The organism is Streptomyces sp. NPDC006463 (genome assembly GCF_042870715.1).
GTDB lineage: Bacteria > Actinomycetota > Actinomycetes > Streptomycetales > Streptomycetaceae > Streptomyces.
Genome location: NZ_JBIAHP010000010.1, coordinates 138139 through 160146, shown reverse-complemented (window position 1 = coordinate 160146; position 22008 = coordinate 138139). Strand labels below are relative to the sequence as shown.

At 73.0% G+C, this 22008-nt stretch carries 17 protein-coding genes; 15 read left to right on the top strand and 2 right to left on the bottom strand.

Annotated elements, in window-relative coordinates:
- Window positions 1–317 precede the first annotated feature (317 nt).
- The gene (locus tag ACFYOB_RS19800) at window positions 318–1193 is read right to left on the bottom strand and encodes an HAD family hydrolase (RefSeq protein ID WP_388561123.1); all 876 of its coding nucleotides are present in this window, start codon (window positions 1191–1193) and stop codon (window positions 318–320) included.
- Between the two features lie 491 nt (window positions 1194–1684).
- Between ACFYOB_RS19800 and ssd the strand changes: the two genes are divergently transcribed.
- From ssd to ACFYOB_RS19765, 7 genes are read left to right on the top strand one after another with little or no spacing between them, the layout of a single operon-like run.
- Window positions 1685–2821, top strand: a complete 1137-nt coding sequence (gene ssd, locus ACFYOB_RS19795; protein ID WP_388561434.1) for a septum site-determining protein Ssd — start codon at window positions 1685–1687, stop codon at window positions 2819–2821.
- Complete coding sequence (locus tag ACFYOB_RS19790; RefSeq protein WP_388561122.1) at window positions 2818–3966, top strand: TadA family conjugal transfer-associated ATPase; 1149 nt, start codon at window positions 2818–2820, stop codon at window positions 3964–3966. Before ssd ends, ACFYOB_RS19790 begins: the two co-directional genes overlap by 4 nt.
- Window positions 3963–4850, top strand: a complete 888-nt coding sequence (locus ACFYOB_RS19785; RefSeq protein WP_388561121.1) for a type II secretion system F family protein — start codon at window positions 3963–3965, stop codon at window positions 4848–4850. Before ACFYOB_RS19790 ends, ACFYOB_RS19785 begins: the two co-directional genes overlap by 4 nt.
- Window positions 4850–5626, top strand: a complete 777-nt coding sequence (locus ACFYOB_RS19780) for a type II secretion system F family protein (RefSeq protein ID WP_388561120.1) — start codon at window positions 4850–4852, stop codon at window positions 5624–5626. The genes ACFYOB_RS19785 and ACFYOB_RS19780 overlap by 1 nt, the downstream gene beginning before the upstream one ends.
- Window positions 5627–5675: 49 nt before the next feature.
- A complete protein-coding gene (locus ACFYOB_RS19775) occupies window positions 5676–5873 on the top strand; it encodes a DUF4244 domain-containing protein (protein WP_388561119.1) in 198 nt (65 codons plus the stop codon).
- On the top strand, window positions 5860–6246 hold the full coding sequence (locus ACFYOB_RS19770) for a TadE family type IV pilus minor pilin (protein ID WP_388561118.1): 387 nt from the start codon (window positions 5860–5862) through the stop codon (window positions 6244–6246). The genes ACFYOB_RS19775 and ACFYOB_RS19770 overlap by 14 nt, the downstream gene beginning before the upstream one ends.
- A complete protein-coding gene (locus ACFYOB_RS19765; RefSeq protein ID WP_388561117.1) occupies window positions 6243–6698 on the top strand; it encodes an Rv3654c family TadE-like protein in 456 nt (151 codons plus the stop codon). Before ACFYOB_RS19770 ends, ACFYOB_RS19765 begins: the two co-directional genes overlap by 4 nt.
- On the opposite strand, the gene ACFYOB_RS19760 is transcribed toward ACFYOB_RS19765, so the two are convergent.
- Window positions 6646–9120 carry a DEAD/DEAH box helicase gene (locus ACFYOB_RS19760; RefSeq protein ID WP_388561116.1) on the bottom strand — a complete coding sequence of 825 codons (2475 nt, stop codon included), beginning with the start codon at window positions 9118–9120 and terminating at the stop codon, window positions 6646–6648. The genes ACFYOB_RS19765 and ACFYOB_RS19760 overlap by 53 nt on opposite strands.
- Window positions 9121–9201: 81 nt before the next feature.
- On the opposite strand from ACFYOB_RS19760, the gene bldG reads away from it, so the two are divergent.
- The 8 genes from bldG (at window position 9202) to tmk (ending at window position 21963) form a co-directional block, all read left to right on the top strand.
- Window positions 9202–9543, top strand: coding sequence for an anti-sigma factor antagonist BldG (bldG, locus tag ACFYOB_RS19755; protein ID WP_030152678.1), 342 nt, complete (start codon window positions 9202–9204; stop codon window positions 9541–9543).
- A 100-nt stretch (window positions 9544–9643) separates the two neighbouring features.
- On the top strand, window positions 9644–10084 hold the full coding sequence (locus ACFYOB_RS19750; protein ID WP_388561115.1) for an ATP-binding protein: 441 nt from the start codon (window positions 9644–9646) through the stop codon (window positions 10082–10084).
- 257 nt (window positions 10085–10341) lie between these two features.
- Complete coding sequence (locus ACFYOB_RS19745) at window positions 10342–12744, top strand: sodium-translocating pyrophosphatase (protein WP_388561114.1); 2403 nt, start codon at window positions 10342–10344, stop codon at window positions 12742–12744.
- A gap of 160 nt (window positions 12745–12904) precedes the next feature.
- Window positions 12905–13471, top strand: coding sequence for a small secreted protein (locus tag ACFYOB_RS19740; RefSeq protein ID WP_388561113.1), 567 nt, complete (start codon window positions 12905–12907; stop codon window positions 13469–13471).
- A 166-nt stretch (window positions 13472–13637) separates the two neighbouring features.
- Window positions 13638–15167: a methyltransferase gene (locus tag ACFYOB_RS19735; RefSeq protein WP_388561112.1), complete on the top strand. Its 1530-nt coding sequence runs from the start codon at window positions 13638–13640 to the stop codon at window positions 15165–15167.
- A gap of 113 nt (window positions 15168–15280) precedes the next feature.
- On the top strand, window positions 15281–15478 hold the full coding sequence (locus ACFYOB_RS19730; RefSeq protein ID WP_388561111.1) for a hypothetical protein: 198 nt from the start codon (window positions 15281–15283) through the stop codon (window positions 15476–15478).
- A 265-nt stretch (window positions 15479–15743) separates the two neighbouring features.
- Complete coding sequence (gene topA, locus ACFYOB_RS19725) at window positions 15744–18584, top strand: type I DNA topoisomerase (RefSeq protein WP_388561110.1); 2841 nt, start codon at window positions 15744–15746, stop codon at window positions 18582–18584.
- Between the two features lie 172 nt (window positions 18585–18756).
- Window positions 18757–21963: a dTMP kinase gene (gene tmk, locus ACFYOB_RS19720; protein ID WP_388561109.1), complete on the top strand. Its 3207-nt coding sequence runs from the start codon at window positions 18757–18759 to the stop codon at window positions 21961–21963.
- Window positions 21964–22008: the final 45 nt, after the last annotated feature.

Below are 22008 nucleotides of genomic sequence, written 5' to 3'. Positions count from 1 at the left end.
CTTACGCCCAGTTACCAAGCGTCCTCGAAGGTTGCCCATCAGGTCGGGAACTTTGCCCGTCACCTGGTGCGGCTGGCCCGTAATCGACGGGTCGACGTCGCGTGGGTGCTCGGCGTTCATGCTTCGGTCCGTGGGCCTTACTGCGTTTTAAAGATGATCCTCTCGGATGTTCTTTGGTCTCGCGGGCCGTTGCTTTATTTGTACTCCGCTTGGGAGCCATGCGAAACCCCTGGCTCCACTTTTTACCTACCGGGATGACCTCGGGCGAATCGGACAGTCCGTATCGCCCCAGGTCAGGACATTCGCCCCGGCGGGCGTCAGGCGGACGCGGCGGCGGCCAGTGCGCGGTTGCGGCGCCGGCTCGCGTACCAGACCAGCCCGGCGGTGGCGGCGGCCGCGCCCACGGCCGCGGCGGCGACCAGCGCCGGCCGCGCGGGCATCGACAGTCCGGGCAGTCGCTGCTTCAGCCGCACCGGGCGGTTGAACACGAGCACCGGCCACTCCCGTGCCAAGGCCTCCTTGCGCAGGGCCCGGTCGGGATTGACGGCGTGCGGGTGTCCGACCGCCTCCAGCATCGGGATGTCGGTGGCCGAGTCGCTGTAGGCGTAGCAGCGGGCGAGGTCGTACCCCTCGGACTCCGCGAGCTCGCGGACGGCTTCCGCCTTCGTGGGTCCGTAGGCGTAGTACTCGATCTCGCCGGTGAAGCAGCCGTCCTCGCCCACGACCATGCGCGTGGCGACGACCCGGTCGGCGCCGAGCATCTCGCCGATCGGCTCGACCACTTCCGCGCCGGAGGTCGACACGATCACCACGTCGCGGCCGGCGGTGTGATGGGCCTCGATGAGGGACGCGGCCTCGTCGTAGATGATCGGGTCGATGAGGTCGTGCAGGGCTTCCGCGACGATCTCCCGCACCTGCTGCACGTTCCACCCCTTGCAGAGGGCGGAAAGGTACTCGCGCATCCGTTCCATCTGGTCGTGGTCGGCGCCGCCGGCCAGGAAGATGAACTGCGTGTACGCGGTGCGCAGCACGGCGCGCCGGTTGATCAGGCCGCCCCGATAGAAGGACTTGCTGAACGTCAGGGTGCTCGACTTCGCAATGACCGTCTTGTCCAGGTCGAAGAAGGCTGCGGTGCGAGGCGAGGAGTGCGGCAAGGGCTGATTTTCCACGCCCCGAGCATATGCGCCCACCATTCGGCGTAAGGTGTGGCGCGTGGGTTTGCCTGAGAAGGCTCTCGGGTACACCATGGAAGTCACGGATCGTTCGCGACCGTGCTAACCCGGTCTGGCTCCTCCCCCCCCGAGTCGGACCGTGGGGACGACCCCCGCTCTCCCCCCCGGCGGGGGTCGTCGCATGTCCGGACGCGGTTCGCGTCCACGCCTTCGGCCCCAAGTGGCCATTCCTGCGGCCCTCCTGTCGTACGAGGCCTCCATGGCGAAGGCCCCTCACCCCTTCTGACTCGTGACGTTGCGTAGTGGTTCCGCAGCGCTCCGGAACTCACCGGTGAGGGTGACCGGGTTATTCACAATCGGCTCGGTGTCCACAGTTTTCGCGCAAGATCCACTTCTTTTTCCCGATCGCTGCACGGTGATTCCAGCCGCGAAGTCCGCGGTGCTGGATTTGCAGTGAGAAGGGGGCGGAGATCGTGGCTCGATCGAAGTCGTGCGAAACACCGGAGTCCGTGGTGGGCGGGGCCGGGAGCGCCGCCGGGAGCGTGGCCGTGGGCGCGGTCGTCGGCGGGCGTCCGCTGATCATCACCGAGGATCCCCTGCTGCTCGACGATCTGCTGCGGCTGTGCGCCGCCGCGGGTGCCGAGCCGCACGTGCACCACGAGGTGCCGGAGCCGGGCGGGGCGGGCGGGCCCGGCGGGAGCGTCGGATGGGAGTCCGCGCCCCTGGTGCTCGTCGGGGACGATGCCGCCCGACGGGTGCGCGGGGCGCCGCGCAGGGACGGCGTGTTCCTCGTCGGCCGGGACCTGGACGACCCCGTCGTGTGGCAGCGGGCGGTGGAGATCGGCGCCGAGGAGGTGCTGAGGCTCCCGGACGCCGAGAGCCGTCTCGTCGACCGCATCGCCGATGTGGTGGAAGGAGCCGGCCGGCCCGCGCTCGCCGTCGGGGTGATCGGCGGCAGCGGCGGGGCCGGGGCCTCCACCCTCGCCTGCGCACTCGCCGTCCGCGCCGCGCGCACCGGGGAGCGGACGATCCTCATCGACGGAGACCCGCTCGGCGGGGGCATGGACGTCCTGCTCGGAGGCGAGCGCGCGGAAGGGCTGCGCTGGCCCGACTTCGCGGGCTCGCGTGGACGGGTGGGCGCCGGAGCCCTGGAGGAGTCCCTGCCCGAACTGCACGCCCTGCGGGTGCTCAGCTGGGACCGCGGGGACCGGGTGGTGGTGCCGCCCGCCGCGATGCGGTCGGTGGTGTCGGCCGCGCGCCGCCGGGGCGGTGTCGTCGTGGTCGATCTCCCGCGGAGGGTGGACGAAGCCGTGGCGGAGGTACTGGCCCAGCTCGACCTGGTGCTGATGGTGGTGCCGGGCGAGCTGCGGGCAGTGGCGGCCGCGGGCCGGGTTGCGGCCGGGGTGCGGATGGTGGCCCGGGACGTACGCGTCGTCGTACGGGGCCGTTGCCCGGGCGGTCTCGACCCGGAGGCGGTGGCCGCACTGCTGGGGGTGCCACTGGCCGGTGAGGTGCCGGTCGAGGTGGGGCTTCCCGGGCGGGTGGCCGAGGGGGAGGCGCCGGGGGCGCAGGGGCGGGGCGCGCTGTCGCGCTTCTGCGACGGCTTCTGGCAGCGGGCGCTCGGTTCCGCCCAGGGGGTGCCGGCATGAGCACGTTGCTTCTGGACGCGGTGCGCCGTCAGCTCGCCGAGAGCGGGGCGGAGCCGACCCCGGCGCGGGTCGCGGCGGCCCTGCGGTCTCAGGGCCGGCTGCTGGGTGACGCGGAAGTGCTCGGCGTTGCCGCCGAGTTACGGTCCGAGCTGGTCGGCGCGGGCCCCCTGGAACCCCTGCTCGCCGACCCGGACGTCACCGATGTGCTGGTGGCGGCCCCGGACCGGGTGTGGGTGGACCGGGGCGGCGGGCTGGAGCTGACGGGGGTGACGTTCACCGACCAGGGAGCGGTGCGCAGGCTCGCCCAGCGGCTGGCCGCCGTCGCGGGGCGCCGGCTGGACGACGCCCGGCCCTGGGTGGACGCCCGGATGCCCGACGGGACCCGGCTGCACGCGGTGCTGCCGCCGGTGGCGGTCGGGTCGGCCTGCCTCTCCTTGCGGGTGGTGCGGCCGCGGGCGTTCACGCTGGAGGAACTGGTGGCGGCGGGGACACTGCCGCCCGGCGGGCACCGGCTGCTGCGGGAGATGATCGAGGCCAGGCTGTCCTTCCTCGTCTCCGGCGGCACCGGAACCGGTAAGACCACTTTGCTCAGCGCCCTGTTGGGGCTGGTCGGCCCCGGCGAGCGGATCGTGCTGGCCGAGGATTCGGCCGAGCTGCGCCCCGACCATCCGCATGTGGTGCGGCTCGAAACCCGGCCCGCCAACCAGGAGGGCGCGGGCCTGGTCACGCTGGCGGACCTCGTCCGCCAGGCGCTGCGGATGCGGCCCGACCGCCTGGTGGTCGGCGAGGTCCGGGGAGCGGAGGTCGCAGACCTGCTCGCTGCTCTGAACACTGGTCACGAAGGGGGCTGTGGCACGGTCCATGCCAATGCCGCCGCCCATGTCCCGGCCCGGCTGGAGGCCCTGGGGACGGCAGCCGGGCTCGACCGGGCCGCCCTGCACAGTCAGTTGGCCGCCGCGCTGACGCTGGTGGTGCACCTGGTGCGGGACCGGGAAGGGCGGCGCCGGGTGGCCGAGGTGCACGTGCTGGAGCGGGACGCCGCAGGTCTGGTGGTCACCGTGCCGGCGCTGCGCTGGGCCGCGCAGGGCTTCGTACGGGAGCGGGGCTGGGAGCGGCTGCGCCCGCTGTTGCGAGGTGCCCGGTGAGCGCCGTGGCGGCGCTGCCGGTGCCGGTGTTCGCGGGGGTGCTGTGCGCCGGGGCGGCCACCTGGGGTCTGACCGGAGGCGACCGGGAGTTCCACAGGGCCCGGGCGGTGGTGTCGGCCCGGGGCTGTCCGCAGGCGCCGCGCGTGCCGGCGCGCCCGGATCGGCTGCTCGCGGCCGTACGGGTGCGGGCGGCGCGGTGGCGGGAGTGGGGCTGTCTCGGCGCCGGGCTGGTGGTCGCCCTGCTCGGCACATCGGTGATCCCGCTGCTGGCCGGGGCGGCAGCGGTGCCGCTGGTGCGGCGGTGGCTGCGGACAAGGGCGCGGGAGCTGGCCAGGGTGGCGCGGGCGGCCGAGGTGGTGGCTCTGTGCGGTGCGGCGGTGGGGGAGCTACGGGCGGGAGCACAGCCCGGTCAGGCCCTGACCGCGGCGATACGGCGGACGGCGCCCGTCCCCGGCGGTCCGGGCGCCATGGAGGCGGGCGTGCTGGCCGCCGCGGCGTTCGGCGGGGACGTGCCCGGGGCGCTGCGCCAGGCGGCGCGGGAGCCCGGCGCGGAAGGGCTGGCCGGGATGGCGGCCTGCTGGCGGGTGTCGGTGGACGGCGGTGCGGGCCTGGCCGCCGGGCTGGACCGGCTGGAGGGGGCCCTGCGGGCGGAGCGGGACCGGCAGGAGTCGCTGAGGGCCCAGTTGGCGGGGGCGCGGTCCACGACGGTGGTGCTCGCGCTTCTGCCCCTCGTGGGCCTCTTGATCGGCACAGGGCTGGGAGCGAATCCGCTGCGGGTGCTGCTGCACACCCCGATGGGGTGGGGCTGTCTGGTCGCGGGCGGGGTGCTGGAGGCGCTGGGGCTCCTCTGGTGCCGACGGATCGTACGGATGGGGGAGCGGTGATGGGCGGCTTCGTGATCCACAGGCTGGGGATCGTGCTGTGTCTGGCGGTGGCCGCGCTCTCGGCAATGTCGGCGGTGGCGGGGCGGCTCCGGGCGCGGCGGGCCCGGCGCAGGCTCGGGGCTCTGCTGGGCGTGCGACCGGGCCCGAAGGGGCCGGTGCCGGGTGCGCGGCTGCGCCGTGTGGCGGCCGCCTGGGGTGGGCCGGCCGGGGCGCTGCTGGCGGCCTGGGTGCTCGTCGGCGGGGTGGCCGGTGGGGCAGTTGGCGTCGTGGCTGCGCTCGGGACGCGGCGGTGGCAGGGCAGGGCGCGGCCCGCGGCAGGCCTGGGCCTGCGGGAGGCGGAGCGTCAGCTGCCGTTCGCGGCCGACCTGTTGGCCGCCTGTCTGGCGGCCGGGGCCGGTCCGGTGGAGGCCGCCGAGGTGGTGGGTGAGTCGCTGGGCGGCCCGGTGGGTGAGCGGCTGGCGCGGGCCGGGGCTGAGCTGCGGCTCGGCAGCGAACCTGGAGCGGCGTGGGGGAGGTTGGCGGAGATACCGGGCGCCCGAGCTCTCGCGGAGTGCCTGGAGCGGGCCGCACGGACGGGTGCTCCTGCGGCGGAACCCGTCTCCCGGCTCGCGTCCGCTCTCCGGGAGGACCGGACCAGGCAGGCGGGCGCCAGGGCGCAGCGGGCGGCAGTGCTCGTCACCGCGCCGGTGGGGCTGTGTTTTCTCCCCGCTTTTCTCGCGATCGGGGTAGCGCCGGTGGTGATCGGAATGGCTTCCGGCCTCCTCACGAACACCTGACGCCACATTAACCACGTACATCAGCAAGGAATATCAACGGGAGGTTGCCATGAGGATCATCTGGTTTCGTGTGCGGACGGCGCTGCGAGGTCGCGGGAGCGACGCGGGGATGTCCACCTCGGAATACGCCATGGGCACGATCGCGGCCTGTGCGTTCGCGGCTGTTCTGTACAAGGTGGTGACGAGCGAAGTGGTCTCCACGGCCCTTCAGTCGACCATCGGGAAGGCGCTCGATGTGCCGTTCTGAGAGAAATCCCGGGGGAAACCGGGGAATGGGCGACCGGGGATATGTGACGGCCGAGGCCGCCTTGGTGATCCCGGCGCTGGTGCTCTTCGCGGCGCTGTTGGTGTGGGCGCTGATGGCGGCGGCCGCCCAGATCCGGTGCGTGGACGCGGCCCGGGTCGGCGCCCGGGCGGCGGCCCGGTCGGAGCCCACAGAGGTGGCGGTGGCGGCGGCCCGGGCGGCCGCGCCGTCGGGGGCGCGGGTGGAGCTGGAGCGGGAGGGGGATCTGTGGCGGGTGCGGGTGGCGGCCCCGGCTCCCGGGCCGGGCGGACTGCCGGTGCGGCTCGGGGCGCGGGCGGTGGCCTTGGCGGAGGACAGCGTGGGGCCGCCGCCGTGAGCCGGGACCGGGGTTCGGCGACGGTGTGGGGGGCGCTGGTGGCGACGGTGCTGGGGGCCGTGTTCGGCGGTGTGCTGCTGCTCGGGCAGGCGGTCGTGGCCCGGCACCGGGCGGCGGCGGCCGCGGACCTGGCGGCGCTCGCGGCGGCGGCGACCTGGGCCCACGGACCGGAGACCGCCTGCGCCGCGGCCCGCCGGGTCGCCCGGGCGCAGGGCGCGTCCCTGGGTGCCTGCACCGTCCGGGGCGAGGTGGCCGAAGTGACGGCCCGCCCCGCCACGGGACCCTTCGCCCCGACGATCACCGCCCGCGCGGGCCCTGCGGCCGAGGACGTCGGGGCCGGCGGTCGCGGGGGCGGGGCGGACTCCAGCCCGTCCCGGAAGCCGCCCGGAGCCGGCCCCGCTACTGCGGTGGGGCCTGCGGGGCCTGCGGGGCTTCGGACAGGAGGCGGGTGAGGAGGCGGATGGCGCCGCGCTTGTGGAGGGGGTCGTTGCCGTTGCCGCACTTGGGGGACTGGATGCAGGAGGGGCAGCCGGCCTCGCACTCGCAGGCCGCGATCGCGTCGCGGGTCGCCGTCAGCCAGGCGCGGGCCGTGTGGAAGGCCCGCTCCGAGAATCCGGCGCCGCCGGGATGGCCGTCGTAGACGAAGACCGTCGGGAGGAGGGTGTCGGGATGCAGCGGCACGGAGACGCCGCCGATGTCCCAGCGGTCGCAGGTGGCGAACAGCGGGAGCAGACCGATGGAGGCGTGCTCGGCGGCGTGCAGGGCGCCGCCGAGGATCTCCGGGTTGATCCGGGCCTCGTCGAGCTGGTCCTCGGTGACCGTCCACCACACGGCCCGGGTACGCAGGGTGCGGGGCGGCAGGTCCAGCTTGGCCTCGCCCAGCACCTCGCCGGTGATCAGTTTGCGCCGCAGATAGGAGACGACCTGGTTGGTGACCTCGACGGAGCCGTAGCAGAGCCGGGCCGAGCCCCACGGGATCTCGGACTCGGTCTCCAGGACCGAGATGGAGGTGGTGTCGCGGGCGGTGGTGGAGAAGGGCGGATCCGCCTCCTCGACGAGGGCGGCGGCATCCTCCAGGTCCAGCTGCTTCACGAGATACGTGCGGCCCTGGTGCAGGTGGACGGCTCCCTCGTGGACGGCGGTGTGGGCGGCCGACTCGTCGACCGTGCCCAGCAGCCGGCCGGTCGAGGCCTCGACGATCTGCACCGGGCGGCCGCCGCCGCCCCGGATGTCGGTCAGGTCCGAGGCCCGCTCCCGGCGGGTCCAGTGCCAGGCCGTGGCCCGCCGGCGGAGCAGCTTCGCCGCCTCCAGCTGGGGGATGAGCTCGTGGGTGGCCGGGCCGAAGAGCTCCAGGTCGGCCTCGGTCAGCGGCAGCTCCGCCGCTGCCGCGCACAGGTGGGGGGCCAGGACGTACGGGTTGTCCGGGTCCAGGACGGTGGCTTCCACCGGCTGGCGGAACAGTGCCTCGGGATGGTGGACGAGGTAGGTGTCGAGCGGGTCGTCGCGGGCGATCAGCACGGCCAGGGCGCCCTGGCCCGAGCGCCCGGCCCGGCCCGCCTGCTGCCACAGGGAGGCCCGGGTGCCCGGGTAGCCGGTGATCAGGACCGCGTCCAGGCCGGAGACGTCCACGCCCAGCTCCAGGGCGGTCGTGGCGGCCAGACCCAGCAGCTCGCCGGAGTGCAGGGCCCGCTCCAGGGCCCGGCGCTCCTCGGGCAGGTATCCGCCACGGTAGGCGGCAACCCGCCGTACCAGCGAGCGGTCCACCTCCGCGAGGCGCTCCTGGGCGATCACGGAGATCAGCTCGGCGCCGCGCCGGGAGCGGACGAAGGCCACCGTGCGGACCCCCTGCACGACCAGGTCCGCCAGCAGGTCGGCGGTCTCGGCCGTGGCCGTACGGCGGACGGGCGCGCCCTTCTCGCCCCGCAGCTCGGTGAGGAGCGGCGGTTCCCAGAGGGCGAAGACCACCTCGCCGCGCGGGGAGGCGTCGTCGGTGATCTCGATGACGCGGACCCCGGTCAGGCGGGACGCGGCTTCCGCCGGGTCGCTGGCGGTGGCGGAGGCCAGCAGGAACACCGGGTCGGAGCCGTAGCGGGCGCACAGCCGCCGCAGCCGGCGCAGTACCTGGGCCACGTGGGAGCCGAAGACCCCGCGGTAGGTGTGGCACTCGTCGATCACGACGTAGCGCAGGGCCCGCAGGAAGGAGGACCAGCGCGGGTGGGCCGGGAGGATGCCGCGGTGCAGCATGTCGGGGTTGGTGAGGACGTAATTGGCGTACTGGCGCACCCATTCGCGTTCTTCTACCGGCGTGTCGCCGTCGTAGACGGCGGGCCGGACCGCGTTGCCCAGCGGGGCGGCCAGTTCCCGTACGGCGCGGCGCTGGTCGGCCGCCAGGGCCTTGGTGGGGGCCAGGTACAGGGCGGTCGCCCCGCGTCCGTTCGGCGCCTCGGCGCCGTCCGCGAGGGCGGAGAGCACGGGGGCCAGATAGGCCAGCGACTTGCCCGAGGCGGTACCGGTGGCGACGACCACGGATTCGCCGTCCAGGGCGTGCTCGGCCGCCGCGGCCTGGTGTTCCCACGGATGGTCGATCCCGGCGGCCTGAATTGCGGCTACGACATTCGTTCGGATGCGGTCGGGCCAGACCGCATGACGACCCTCCCGAGGGGGCAAGTGCTCCGTATGGGTGATGCGCGCAGCCCGGGAAGGCCCCCGTGACAGCCTGTCCAGGGCCGTGCCGGGGGTGGTTCGGAGGTCCGCGGGTGGCGTGGGCCGACCGGGACGGTGAGTATTGGCCATTGGAACCGAGTGTGTCACTGGCGTGCGGGACAATGGTCCCAAGGCGTCGTGCGCGCCTGCCGGTAAGTGATTGAATGCCATCGCGGCAGCCAATCCCTCACCTACCTTCGGGTGGGGAGGCCCCTGGGGGGCGCCGCTCGATAGCAAGGTGCTGGAGGATCCGTGGACCTGTCCCTGTCGACTCGCACTGTCGGCGACCGTACGGTCGTAGAGGTCGGTGGCGAGATTGATGTGTATACCGCGCCCAAGCTGCGCGAGCAGTTGGTCGAGTTGGTGAACGACGGCAGCTACCACCTGGTTGTCGACATGGAGCGAGTGGACTTCCTCGACTCCACCGGCCTTGGTGTGCTCGTGGGAGGCCTCAAGCGCGTCCGCGCGCACGAGGGTTCGCTGCGTCTGGTGTGCAACCAGGAGCGCATCCTGAAGATCTTCCGCATCACCGGTCTGACCAAGGTGTTCCCGATCCACACCACGGTGGAAGACGCCGTCGCCGCCACCGACTGACGGCTCCGTACGGCGAGGAGCCGAGACGAGAGCGGGGGTACCGGGCCACGGTTGGCCCGGGCCCCTGTCAAGGCACGCCCGTAGTCCGAGGGGGACGCGCATGGCCACCGTTGAACTCCGCTTCAGCGCCCAGCCCGAACACGTCCGTACGGCCCGCCTGGTCGCGGCCGCCGTGGCGCGCCGGGCGGGCGTGGAGGAAGCCGTCCTCGACGAGGTCCGCCTCGCCGTGGGTGAGGCCTGCTCGCGTGCCGTCGGACTGCATCGCAGCATCGGACTGACCGCGCCCGTCCGGGTCGTCCTGACCGAAGAGGAGAAGGTCTTCTCCATCGAGGTCGGCGACGGGGTTCCCGGACCGGGCGGCGGCCCGGGCGATGCCGTGTCGGGCATCGATGCCGTCCTGGACCCCGACATCGAGGGCGAGGACGAGATGGGCCTCGCCGTGATCAGCGGGCTCGTCGACGACGTCGAGGTGACCAGTGGGGAATCGGGCGGGACCATCCGGATGAGCTGGCCGGTCTCGGGAGCCCCCGAGTCGCCGTAGATCCACTGCGCCGCGCATTCCTTCGTATCTTCCGATCTTTATCCAGGCCCTGCTGAGCAGGGCCTTTTTCATTTCCCTAGATCAATGACCGTGCGTCAATGCTTTTGCCCCATTACCACTTTCGAGGGTAATGGAGTGACGCGATCTATTGCTGAGGAGCAGGAGCACGCCAATTCCGTTTCCTGCGCACTGTTTTGATCAGGGCGCGCTCCCTACAATCCGTCCACATCTTGAGCTCATCACGTCAAGGAGGACGAATGACGGGGCTCTTCACCCCTATCGCGCCGGATCGCACCTCTGATCTGGCAGCCGCAGTACTCACCGATGACAACCGGCTCATCGTGATCGTCATCGCGGCCGTGGCACTGGCCGCACTCGTCGTCGCGCAGATCCTGGTCCGCCAGGTCCTCGCCGCCGACGAGGGAACCGACAGCATGAAGAAGATCGCCGCAGCCGTTCAGGAAGGCGCCAACGCCTATCTGGGCCGCCAGCTGCGCACGCTCGGCGTCTTCGCCGTCGTGGTCTTCTTCCTGCTCTTCCTGCTGCCCGCCGACACCTGGTCCCAGAGGGCGGGGCGGTCCGCCTTCTTCCTCGTCGGTGCCCTCTTCTCGGCGGCCACCGGCTACATCGGCATGCGCCTCGCGGTCCGCGCCAACGTCCGCGTCGCCGCCGCCGCGAGAGAGGCCACCCCCGCGGAGGGCGAGCCCGCCAAGGACCTGACCGAGGTCTCCCACAAGGCGATGAAGATCGCCTTCCGTACGGGCGGCGTGGTCGGCATGTTCACCGTCGGCCTCGGCCTGCTCGGCGCCTCCTGCGTCGTCCTGGTCTACGCGGCCGACGCGCCGAAGGTCCTGGAGGGCTTCGGCCTCGGCGCCGCGCTGATCGCGATGTTCATGCGCGTCGGCGGCGGCATCTTCACCAAGGCCGCCGACGTCGGCGCCGACCTGGTCGGCAAGGTCGAACAGGGCATTCCGGAGGACGACCCGCGCAATGCCGCGACCATCGCCGACAACGTGGGCGACAACGTCGGAGACTGCGCCGGAATGGCCGCCGACCTCTTCGAGTCGTACGCCGTCACCCTCGTGGCCGCACTCATCCTCGGCAAGGCCGCCTTCGGCGACCTGGGCCTGGCCTTCCCGCTGATCGTCCCCGCGATCGGCGTCATCACCGCCATGATCGGCATCTTCGCGGTCTCCCCGCGCCGCAGCGACCGCAGCGGCATGACGGCGATCAACCGCGGCTTCTTCATCTCCGCAGTGATCTCCCTGGCCCTGGTCGCGATCGCCGTCTACGCGTACCTGCCGGCCACGTACAAGGAGCTCGTCGGGGTCGAGGACGCCGCGATCTCGGGGCACTCCGGAGACCCGCGCGTCCTGGCGGTCGTAGCCGTCGCGATCGGCATCGTGCTCGCGGCGCTGATCCAGCAGCTGACCGGCTACTTCACCGAGACCAACCGCCGGCCCGTCCGGGACATCGGCAAGTCCTCCCTGACCGGCGCGGCCACCGTCGTCCTCGCCGGCATCTCCGTCGGCCTGGAGTCCGCCGTCTACACGGCGCTGCTCATCGGCCTCGGCGTCTACGGGGCGTTCCTGCTCGGCGGTACGTCGATCATGCTCGCGCTCTTCGCGGTGGCCCTGGCCGGCACCGGCCTGCTCACCACGGTCGGCGTCATCGTCGCCATGGACACCTTCGGGCCCGTCTCCGACAACGCCCAGGGCATCGCCGAGATGTCGGGCGACGTCGAGGGCGCCGGGGCGCAGGTCCTGACCGACCTGGACGCGGTGGGCAACACCACCAAGGCCATCACCAAGGGCATCGCCATCGCCACGGCCGTGCTCGCCGCCGCCGCGCTGTTCGGCTCGTACAACGATGCGATCGCCGGCGCGGTCAAGGAAGTCGCGGCCAAGGCGGGGGAGATGAACCTCAGCCTGGACATCGCCCAGCCCAACAACCTGGTCGGGCTGATCCTCGGCGCGGCCGTGGTGTTCCTGTTCTCCGGCCTCGCCATCAACGCGGTCTCCCGCTCCGCGGGCGCCGTGGTCTACGAGGTGCGCCGCCAGTTCCGCGAGCACCCCGGGATCATGGACTACTCCGAGAAGCCCGAGTACGGGCGCGTCGTGGACATCTGCACCAAGGACGCGCTGCGCGAGCTCGCCACGCCCGGCCTGCTCGCCGTCCTCACCCCGATCGCCGTCGGCTTCAGCCTCGGCGTCGGCGCGCTCGGCTCCTTCCTCGCGGGTGCCATCGGCACGGGCACGCTGATGGCGGTCTTCCTCGCCAACTCCGGCGGTGCGTGGGACAACGCGAAGAAGCTCGTCGAGGACGGCCACTACGGCGGCAAGGGCAGCGAGGCCCACTCCGCGGTCGTCATCGGGGACACGGTCGGTGACCCGTTCAAGGACACCGCCGGTCCCGCGATCAACCCGCTGCTGAAGGTGATGAACCTGGTGGCGCTGTTGATCGCCCCGGCCGTCGTGCAGTTCAGCTACGGCCCGGACGCCAGCCCCGTGGTACGGGCGATCGTCGCGGTCCTCGCGATCGGCGTCATCATCGGCGCGGTGTACGTCTCCAAGCGCCGCGGCATCGCGGTCGGCGACGAGACCGAGGGCGGAGCCGCCGAGCGGGTGGCCCAGCCGGCCGACCCCGCCACGGTCTCCTGACCCGAGGCCTCATCGGTACGGGCAGAGCCGGGCAGGGCCGGCCGTGCGCCCGAAAGGCGGACAGGCGGCGCGGACTGACGCGCCGTCTGTCCGCCTTTGTGTGTCCCCGGATGGCAGCCGTGTATCTTCCGGGCCGAGAGCCTTCGAAGGGACCAATCCGGTGAACAAGAAGCTTGCGGCCGCGTTGTCGGGCGGTGCGGTACTGATGCTCGTCCTGTCCGGCTGCGGCGGGGACGACAGCGATGGGAAGGCCAACGCCTGGGCCAAGAAGGTCTGCGACCAGTGGCAGCCCGAGCTCACGAAGATCGAGGCGGCCAACGCCGACATCAAGCGCGTGGCGACGGAGAGCAGCAAGCCCGAGGAGGTCCAGAAGACCGACTCGGCGGCGTTCGGGACCATGTCCGAGTCGTACAAGACGATGGGGACCGCCCTGCAGCAGGCGGGAAGTCCGCCGGTCAAGGACGGCGCCGCGACCCAGGAAGCCGCGGCCAAGGGCTTCGAGGCGACCTCCAAGGGGTATGCCGACCTGAAGGTCAAGATGGACGCCCTGGACCCCAAGGACCAGACGAAGTTCGCCGACGGCCTCAAGGAAGTGGCCGGCGGCCTCCAGGAGGCGACGAAGGGCGGCAAGGACGCGCTCGCCCAGCTCAACGCGGGCGGTCTGGACAAGGCCATCAACAGCCAGAAGGGCTGCCAGGTGGCGGCGCCGTCGCCGTCGCCCAAGTAGCGCGCCGGTCGGGGCGATGAGCTGACAGCCGACGGTCAGGGCGGCCGGGTCCCGTGAGGGGCCTTGGCCGCCCTGTCGCACGTTCCACCCCGTGGCCCGCCCCGGTGGCCCACGCCGACGCCCGTGCTCCGCACGGATTGACGGCCCCAACCGCCACAATGGTGGGGTGAGTACCACCAGCCTTCCCTCGCCCGATCACGCCTCCGAGCTCCGCACCGCCATGCTCGCCGCCGGTTTCACCGCCGACGGCCTGCTCGACCTGCTCGGCGCCCCCGCCTACGCCGCACTGGCCCGCAGCGAGACTGTTCCCGCCCTGCGCGCCACCCGCGGAGGTGGTGACGGCCCGCTCGCGAGCCTGGTGCGGCTGTTCCTGCTCCAGCAGCCCGTTCCGTACGCGCAGGCCGCGGCCGCGCTGCCCGCCGAGGCGGCCCTGGCCGACGGCTGGCTACGCCGGGAGGGTGCCGCCGACGGCGAGGACACCGTGCGCGCCACCGTCGACGTGCGGCCGTACGGAGGCCCGGACGGCGAGGACTGGTTCATCGTCTCCGACCTCGGCTGCGCCGTCGGCGGAGCGGGCGGGATCGGCAGCCGCGACGAGGGTGTGGTCCTAGGTGTGGGCGGCGCCTCCACCACCCTGGCCGGGATCACCGTCCGGATCCCGGCGGGTTCCGCGCTGGACCTCGGCACCGGCTCGGGCCTCCAGGCGCTGCACGCGGCCCAGCACGCCACCCGGGTCACGGCCACCGACGTCAACCCCCGGGCCCTGGAATTCACCCGTCTGACGCTGGCGCTGTCCGGCGCCCCGGAGGCCGAGCTGCTCACCGGGTCCCTCTTCGAACCGGTCGGGGACGCCACGTACGACCTGATCGTGTCGAACCCGCCGTTCGTGATCTCGCCCGGCGCCCGCCTCACGTACCGGGACGGCGGTATGGGCGGCGACGACCTGTGCCGGACGCTGGTCGAGGACGCGGGCGCGCACCTCAATCCCGGCGGGTACGCGCAGTTCCTCGGCAACTGGCAGCACGTGGAGGGCGAGGACTGGCACGACCGGGTCCGTTCCTGGGTGCCGCGCGGCTGCGACGCGTGGATCGTGCAGCGTGACGTGCAGGACGTGACGCAGTACGCGGAGCTGTGGCTGCGCGACGCGGGCGACCACCGCACCGACCCGGCCGAGTACGCGCGGCGGTACGAGGCCTGGCTGGACGAGTTCGAGGCCCGCAAGACGAAGTCCGTCGGCTTCGGGTGGATCACCTTGCGCCGGTCGGACGCGGCCGAGCCCTCGATCGTGGTCGAGGAGTGGCCGCACTCCGTGGAGCAGCCGCTCGGCGAGACCGTCCTGGCCCACTTCGCCCGCCAGGACTACCTGCGCGAGCACGACGACGCCTCCCTGCTGGAGGGCTACTTCGTGCTGGCGGGCGAGGTGGTGCAGGAGCAGGTCGGCGCGCCCGGCGCGGAGGATCCGGAGCACGTGGTGCTCCGGCAGAACCGCGGGATGCGGCGTGCCACCAAGGTCGACACGGTGGGGGCGGGCTTCGCCGGAGTGTGTGACGGCTCACTGACCGCGGGTCGGATCCTGGATGCCATCGCGCAACTGGTGCAGGAGGATCCGGTTGTCCTGCGGGACCGGACCCCGGAGGCCATCCGGATGCTGGTCGAGCAGGGCTTCCTGGAGCCGGTGACGCACCCCGCCCGGTAGTCGGCACCGGGATGTAACCCGGGGTTCGCCCGCCGTTCCCGAGTGGCTGGAAGGCTCCTGACCAGCGGGATCCGGGGGGATCCCGGGAGCGGCCCAGGGGTAAGGGGAGCGGCATGGAGAACGGCCCGGCGATCTTCGCGGGGACCGTGTTCCTGCTGTTCGGGGCAGCTCTGCTGGCCTGGACGGGGGCGCGCACACTGCACCGCGCGCCGGTGGCTGAGGGTGTGCGCCCCGTCGTGGCCGTACCGCTGGCCCTGCTCGCCGGCGGGACGTCGCTGGCGCTCGGGGTGTGGTGCCTCGCACGGTTCTGAGGCGGGGCCGCGACCGGCCCGAATCCGTGGGAGAAGCCCACGTGGGACAGGGTGCGGGAGCGCGGCCAGACGGCCCCCCGGCCACCCGGCACGGTGATCGGGAAGGGTCCGGCGCGGCATCCGGGCGGCAGAAACGGCACTTGTCGGGTTACCGTTCGAGTGGCCGTTGCGGGCTTGTGCCGTTTGACACGGGGGCGGGTTGTACCGTCACACTCCGCAGCGTCGCCGTACTGCGACCGAGTGCCGACCGGAGAGAAGAGCCAAGTTGTCCCCGACTAGCGAGACCGCAAAGGGCGGCCGCCGACTCGTCATTGTCGAGTCCCCTGCCAAGGCGAAGACGATCAAGGGCTACCTCGGCCCGGGATACGTCGTCGAGGCGAGCGTCGGGCACATTCGCGACCTCCCGAACGGCGCCGCGGAGGTCCCCGACAAGTACACGGGCGAGGTCCGTCGCCTCGGTGTGGACGTCGAGCACGACTTCCAGCCGATCTACGTCGTCAACGCCGACAAGAAGTCGCAGGTCAGGAAGCTCAAGGAGCTGCTGGCCGACTCCGACGAACTCTTCCTCGCCACCGATGAGGACCGCGAGGGCGAAGCCATCGCGTGGCACCTGCAGGAAGTCCTCAAGCCCAAGGTCCCCGTCCACCGGATGGTCTTCCACGAGATCACCAAGGACGCGATCCGTGACGCCGTCGCCAACCCGCGCGAGCTCAACCAGCGCATGGTCGACGCACAGGAGACCCGCCGCATCCTCGACCGTCTCTACGGCTACGAGGTCTCGCCGGTCCTGTGGAAGAAGGTCATGCCCCGGCTGTCGGCCGGACGCGTCCAGTCCGTGGCCACCCGCCTCGTCGTCGAGCGGGAGCGCGAGCGCATCGCCTTCCGCTCCGCCGAGTACTGGGACCTGACCGGGACCTTCTCCACCGGCCGAGCCGGGGACGCCTCGGACCCGTCCACGCTGGTCGCCCGCCTGAACACGGTGGACGGCAAGCGCGTCGCACAGGGCCGCGACTTCGGCTCGAACGGGCAGCTCAAGAGCGAGGTGCTGCACCTCGACGAGGGGAACGCCCGGGCGCTGGCCGCCGCGCTGGAGGGTGCCTCGTTCGCCGTCCGCTCGGTCGAGTCCAAGCCGTACCGCCGTTCCCCGTACGCCCCGTTCCGCACCACGACGCTCCAGCAGGAGGCCTCGCGCAAGCTGGGCTTCGGTGCGAAGGCGACCATGCAGGTGGCGCAGAAGCTGTACGAGAACGGCTTCATCACCTACATGCGTACGGACTCCACCACGCTCTCCGACACCGCGGTGTCGGCGGCGCGGGCGCAGGTCACGCAGCTCTACGGGGCCGACTACCTGCCGGAGAAGCCGCGCGTCTACGCCGGCAAGGTCAAGAACGCGCAGGAGGCGCACGAGGCGATCCGCCCCTCGGGTGATCGTTTCCGCACTCCGGCCGAGACCGGCCTGTCCGGCGACCAGTTCCGCCTCTACGAGCTGATCTGGAAGCGGACCGTCGCCTCCCAGATGAAGGACGCGGTCGGCAACTCGGTCACCGTCAAGATCGGCGGCCGGGCGTCGGACGGCCGGGACGCCGAGTTCACCGCGTCCGGCAAGACGATCACCTTCCACGGCTTCATGAAGGCGTACGTCGAGGGCGCGGACGACCCGAACGCCGAGCTCGACGACCGCGAGAAGCGCCTTCCGCAGGTCGCGGAGGGCGACGCGCTGGCCGCCGACGAGATCACGGCGGACGGCCACTCGACCAAGCCGCCGGCCCGCTACACCGAGGCCTCGCTGGTCAAGGAGCTCGAAGAGCGCGAGATCGGCCGCCCGTCGACGTACGCGTCGATCATCGGCACGATCCTGGACCGCGGCTACGTCTTCAAGAAGGGCACGGCGCTCGTGCCGTCCTTCCTGTCCTTCGCCGTGGTCAACCTGCTGGAGACGCACTTCGGCCGGCTCGTCGACTACGACTTCACCGCGAAGATGGAGGACGACCTCGACCGCATCGCGCGGGGCGAGGCCCAGTCCGTGCCGTGGCTGAAGCGGTTCTACTTCGGCGCCGAGGACGCCTCGGAGGTCGTACCGGCCGACGGCGACGCGCTCGGCGGCCTGAAGGAGCTGGTCACGGACCTGGGCGCGATCGACGCCCGGGAGATCTCCTCCTTCCCGGTGGGCGAGGGCATCGTGCTGCGGGTCGGTCGCTACGGGCCGTACGTCGAGCGGGGCGAGAAGGACGCGGAGGGCCACCAGCGTGCCGACGTACCGGACGACATGGCTCCGGACGAGCTCACGGTCGCGTACGCGGAGGAGCTGTTCGCCAAGCCGAGCGGCGAGTTCGAGCTGGGCAAGGACCCGGTGACCGGGAACGAGATCGTCGCGAAGGACGGCCGCTACGGGCCGTACGTGACGGAGATCCTGCCCGAAGGCACGCCGAAGACGGGCAAGAACGCGGTCAAGGCACGGACGGCTTCGCTCTTCAAGTCGATGAGCCTGGACACGGTCACGCTGGACGACGCGCTGAAGCTGATGTCGCTGCCGCGCGTGGTCGGCGTGGACGCGGAGGGCGTGGAGATCACGGCCCAGAACGGCCGCTACGGCCCGTACCTGAAAAAGGGCACGGACTCGCGGTCGCTGGAGACCGAGGACCAGCTGTTCTCGATCACGCTGGACGAGGCGCTGGCCATCTACGCGCAGCCGAAGCAGCGTGGCCGGGCCGCGGCCAAGCCGCCGCTGAAGGAGCTGGGCACCGACCCGGTCAGCGAGAAGCCGGTGGTGGTCAAGGACGGCCGCTTCGGGCCGTACGTGACGGACGGCGAGACGAACGCGACGCTGCGGCGGGACGACGACGTCGAGACGATCACGCCGGAGCGGGGCTACGAGCTGCTCGCCGAGAAGCGGGCGAAGGGCCCGGCCAAGAAGGTGGCGAAGAAGGCCCCCGCCAAGAAGGCCCCGGCGAAGAAGGCGACGGCGAAGAAGGCGACGGCGACGAAGACCGCCGCCGCGAAGAAGACGACGGCGGCCAAGAAGACCACTGCCGCGGCTGCCGCCAAGAAGACGACGGCGAAGAAGACGGTGACGAAGAAGATCGCTGCCGCCCCGGCGGACGAGTAGCCGCCACGGCTGCGGTCTTCCGCTCCGCCTGCCCCGGGCCCCTGTGCGACCGCACGGGGGCCCGCGGCGTTCCCGGCGGGACGGGCGGGGCCCCGCGAGGTGGGTGCGGGGTCACACGGCACCTTGTCCACAGGCCTCCGCAATGGCGAAGCGCAGCGGATAGGCTGGGCGGATGACGCGAGCCGAGCAGCCAGCGGTCGTGACCGCCCCGGCGAACCCCACCTACGACGAAGCCCTAGCCGCGGATTCCCGCGAGCGTGCGGTGCGCGCACTGCTGCGCACCCCCAGGCTGCGCCGGCTGTGGAGCGCCCAGCTGGTGAGCGGCATCGGTGACGCCCTCGCCCTGCTGGTGCTGGTGCTGCTGGCCCTTCAGGCGGCCGTCTCCGAAGGAGCCTTCGGCGACGGCTACCGCGGCGCGGCCCTGGCCGTCGCAGTCGTCTTCGGAGTCCGGATCCTCGCCACCCTGTTCTTCGGTGCGGTCCTGCTGGGCCCGCTGGCCGGGCTCGTCGCCCCCGGCGGCAAGCTGGACCGCCGCTGGACGATGATCGGCGCCGACGGGGTCCGCCTCGGGCTCTTCGTCGTCGCCCCCCTGTGGCTCGACTGGATCCCGGCCCACGCGCTCACCGCGTTGCTGGCCACCGTCTTCGTCGCCGGCGCCGCCGAGCGGCTGTGGACCCTGGCCAAGGACAGCGCCGCTCCCGCCCTGCTGCCGACGCCGCCGCCGGAGGGGGCGACCGTACGGCCGCTCCCGGACCACCTGGACGCGCTGCGGCGGCTGAACCTGCGTACGTCCTTCGCGGCGCTCCCGATCGCAGCGGCCGCGCTGCTCGGCGCGACCCTGGTCGGCAAGGCCCTCGCCCTCGGCGTGGACTGGTTCGCCGAGAACCAGGCCGCCCTCGGCTCGTACGTGGCCTCCGGCCTCTTCGCGGCCTCGGTCTCGCTGCTGCTGCCGCTGGTGCTGCCCGGGGCCAAGACCCCGCGCCCCCGCTCGCCGCTGGAGGGCCTGCGCGCACCCAAGGCGGGTGACCGGCCCGACAAGGGCCGTACCGGCGCCGTCCCGCTCCTGGTCCTGGCCTGCGCCGCAGTCGCCGGAGCCGTGTCCAGCGCCGTCGCCGTGTCTGTACTGCACGCCTTCGACCTGGGTGGCGGCCCGGCCGCTTTCGCGCTGCTCGTCCTCGCGCTGGTCGGCGGCACCGCCGCCGGCATCCGCGCCACCCAGGCCGGCAAGGTTCTGCCCGGCCTGTCGCGGCGCCGTCTGCTGGCCCTCGCCATAGCGGTGGCCGGGCTTGCGCTGCTGCTGGCCGGGCTGGTCCCGGACACGGCGACCGTGCTCCTCCTGTCGCTGTCGGCCGGCACCGCCGCGGGCGTCGCGGCCAGCACCGGCCACACCCTGCTGGACCAGGAGACCGAGGAGTTCCGCCGGGCGCGGGTCACCGAGCACCTCCAGGCGGTCGTGCGGGTGGCCGTGGCCCTCGGGGCGGTCCTCGCCCCGGTGCTGGCCGCGGTGATCGGCCCGCACCGGCTGACCGGCGCCGAGGTCGTCCTCGCGCACGGCGGCGCCGCCTTCACCCTGATGCTGGTCGGCGCGCTGCTGCTGCCGGTCGCCGCCGTGGTCCTCGCCAAGCTCGACGACCGCAGCGGCGTGCCCCTGCGGCGCGACCTGCGCGAGGCGCTGCGCGGCGGGGAGCCGGTGCAGGCCGCCTCCGGCACCGGATTCTTCATCGCCCTGGAGGGCGGCGACGGAGCCGGCAAGTCCACCCAGGTGGAGGCGCTGGCCGACTGGATACGGGGCAAGGGCCACGAGGTGGTCGTGACGCGGGAGCCGGGGGCCACCCCGGTCGGCAAGCGGCTCCGCTCGATCCTGCTCGACATCTCCTCCGCGGGGCTGTCGAACCGCGCCGAGGCGCTGCTGTACGCCGCCGACCGCGCCGAGCACGTCGACACCCTGGTGCGCCCGGCCCTGGAGCGCGGCGCCGTCGTCATCTCGGACCGCTACATCGACTCCTCGGTGGCCTACCAGGGCGCCGGCCGCGACCTCTCCCCGACGGAGATCGCCCGGATCTCGCGCTGGGCCACCGACGGGCTCGTGCCGAACCTGACCGTGCTGCTCGACGTATCGCCGGAGGCGGCGCGGGAGCGGTTCACGGAGGCGCCGGACCGGCTGGAGTCGGAGCCGGCGGAGTTCCACCAGCGGGTGCGGTCCGGGTTCCTGACGCTGGCCGCGTCCGACCCGGGGCGCTACCTGGTGGTCGACGCGGGCCAGGACCCGGACTCGGTGACCACCGTCGTACGGCACCGCCTGGACCGGATGCTCCCGCTCTCCGAGGCCGAGGTGGCCGCCCAGGCCGAGGCCCGGCGCCTCGCCGAGGAGGAGGCCCGGCGCAAGGCCGAGGAAGAAGCGGCACGCAAGGCGGAGGAAGCCCGCCTGAAGGCCGAAGAAGAGGCCCGGCTGGCCCGCGAGGCCGAGGCGGCACGGATCAAGGCCGAGGCGGAAGCCGCCCGCAAGGCGGAGGAAGCCCGGCTGAAGGCCGAGGAAGAGGCAAGGGCCCGGGCCGAGGCCGAGCGGCTGCGCGCCGAGGCGGAGGAGAAGGCGCGCGCGGCGGAGGCGGAGCGGCTGCGCAAGCAGGCCGAGGAGGAGGCCCGGCTGCGGGCCGAGGCCGAGGAGCGGCGGCTGGAGAAGCAGCGGCGGGCCGAGGAGGCCCTGCTGAAGGCCGAGGAGGCGCGCCGGCTGGCGGCGGCCGAGGCGGCCGAGGCCGCGGCGAGGGCTGCGGCTGCCGCAGCGGCGGCGGAAGCCGCGTCGGCGTCGGTGGCTCCTCCGGTTCCTTCGGCGCCGGTTTCGGACGGTCCGCATCCGGACGATGCCGTGACCCTCGAGACCCCGGCGCTCAGCCGGGTCGTCCGGCCGGACGACGTCACCCAGACCGTTCCGGTGCCCAAGGCCGATCTGTCGAAGCCGCCGGTCCGCCCGGCCGACGAGACGGCTGTACTGCCGCCGGTCCGCCCGGCCGACGAGACGGCTGTACTGCCGCCCGTCCGCCCGGCCGACGAGACGGCCGTACTGCCGCCCGTCCGCCCGGACGCCGGTGCGCCCGGCGCGGCCGGCCAGGCCCGGTCCGCCTCGCGGCCCACGGCCCGGCGCCCCGAGGAGAACCCGGCCGACCGGGTTCCGCCGGGCATCTTCCGGGACGGCGGCGGCGACCGGACGCGGGAACTCCCGGCCCTCGGTGACGACGGTCGCCCGCGCCGCCCGCGCCCGGACTGGGCCGAGGAGACCCCGCTGGACGACTTGCCGACGCTGGCGGACGAACTGCTGGGCCGCCGCCGGGACGACGAGTACGGGGACGGCGACGACGAGCGGGGTCCGCGCCGCCGCGGCTGATCGCGGCGGGACCCCGGCCGGGCCGGATTGTCAGTGGCGCGCGCC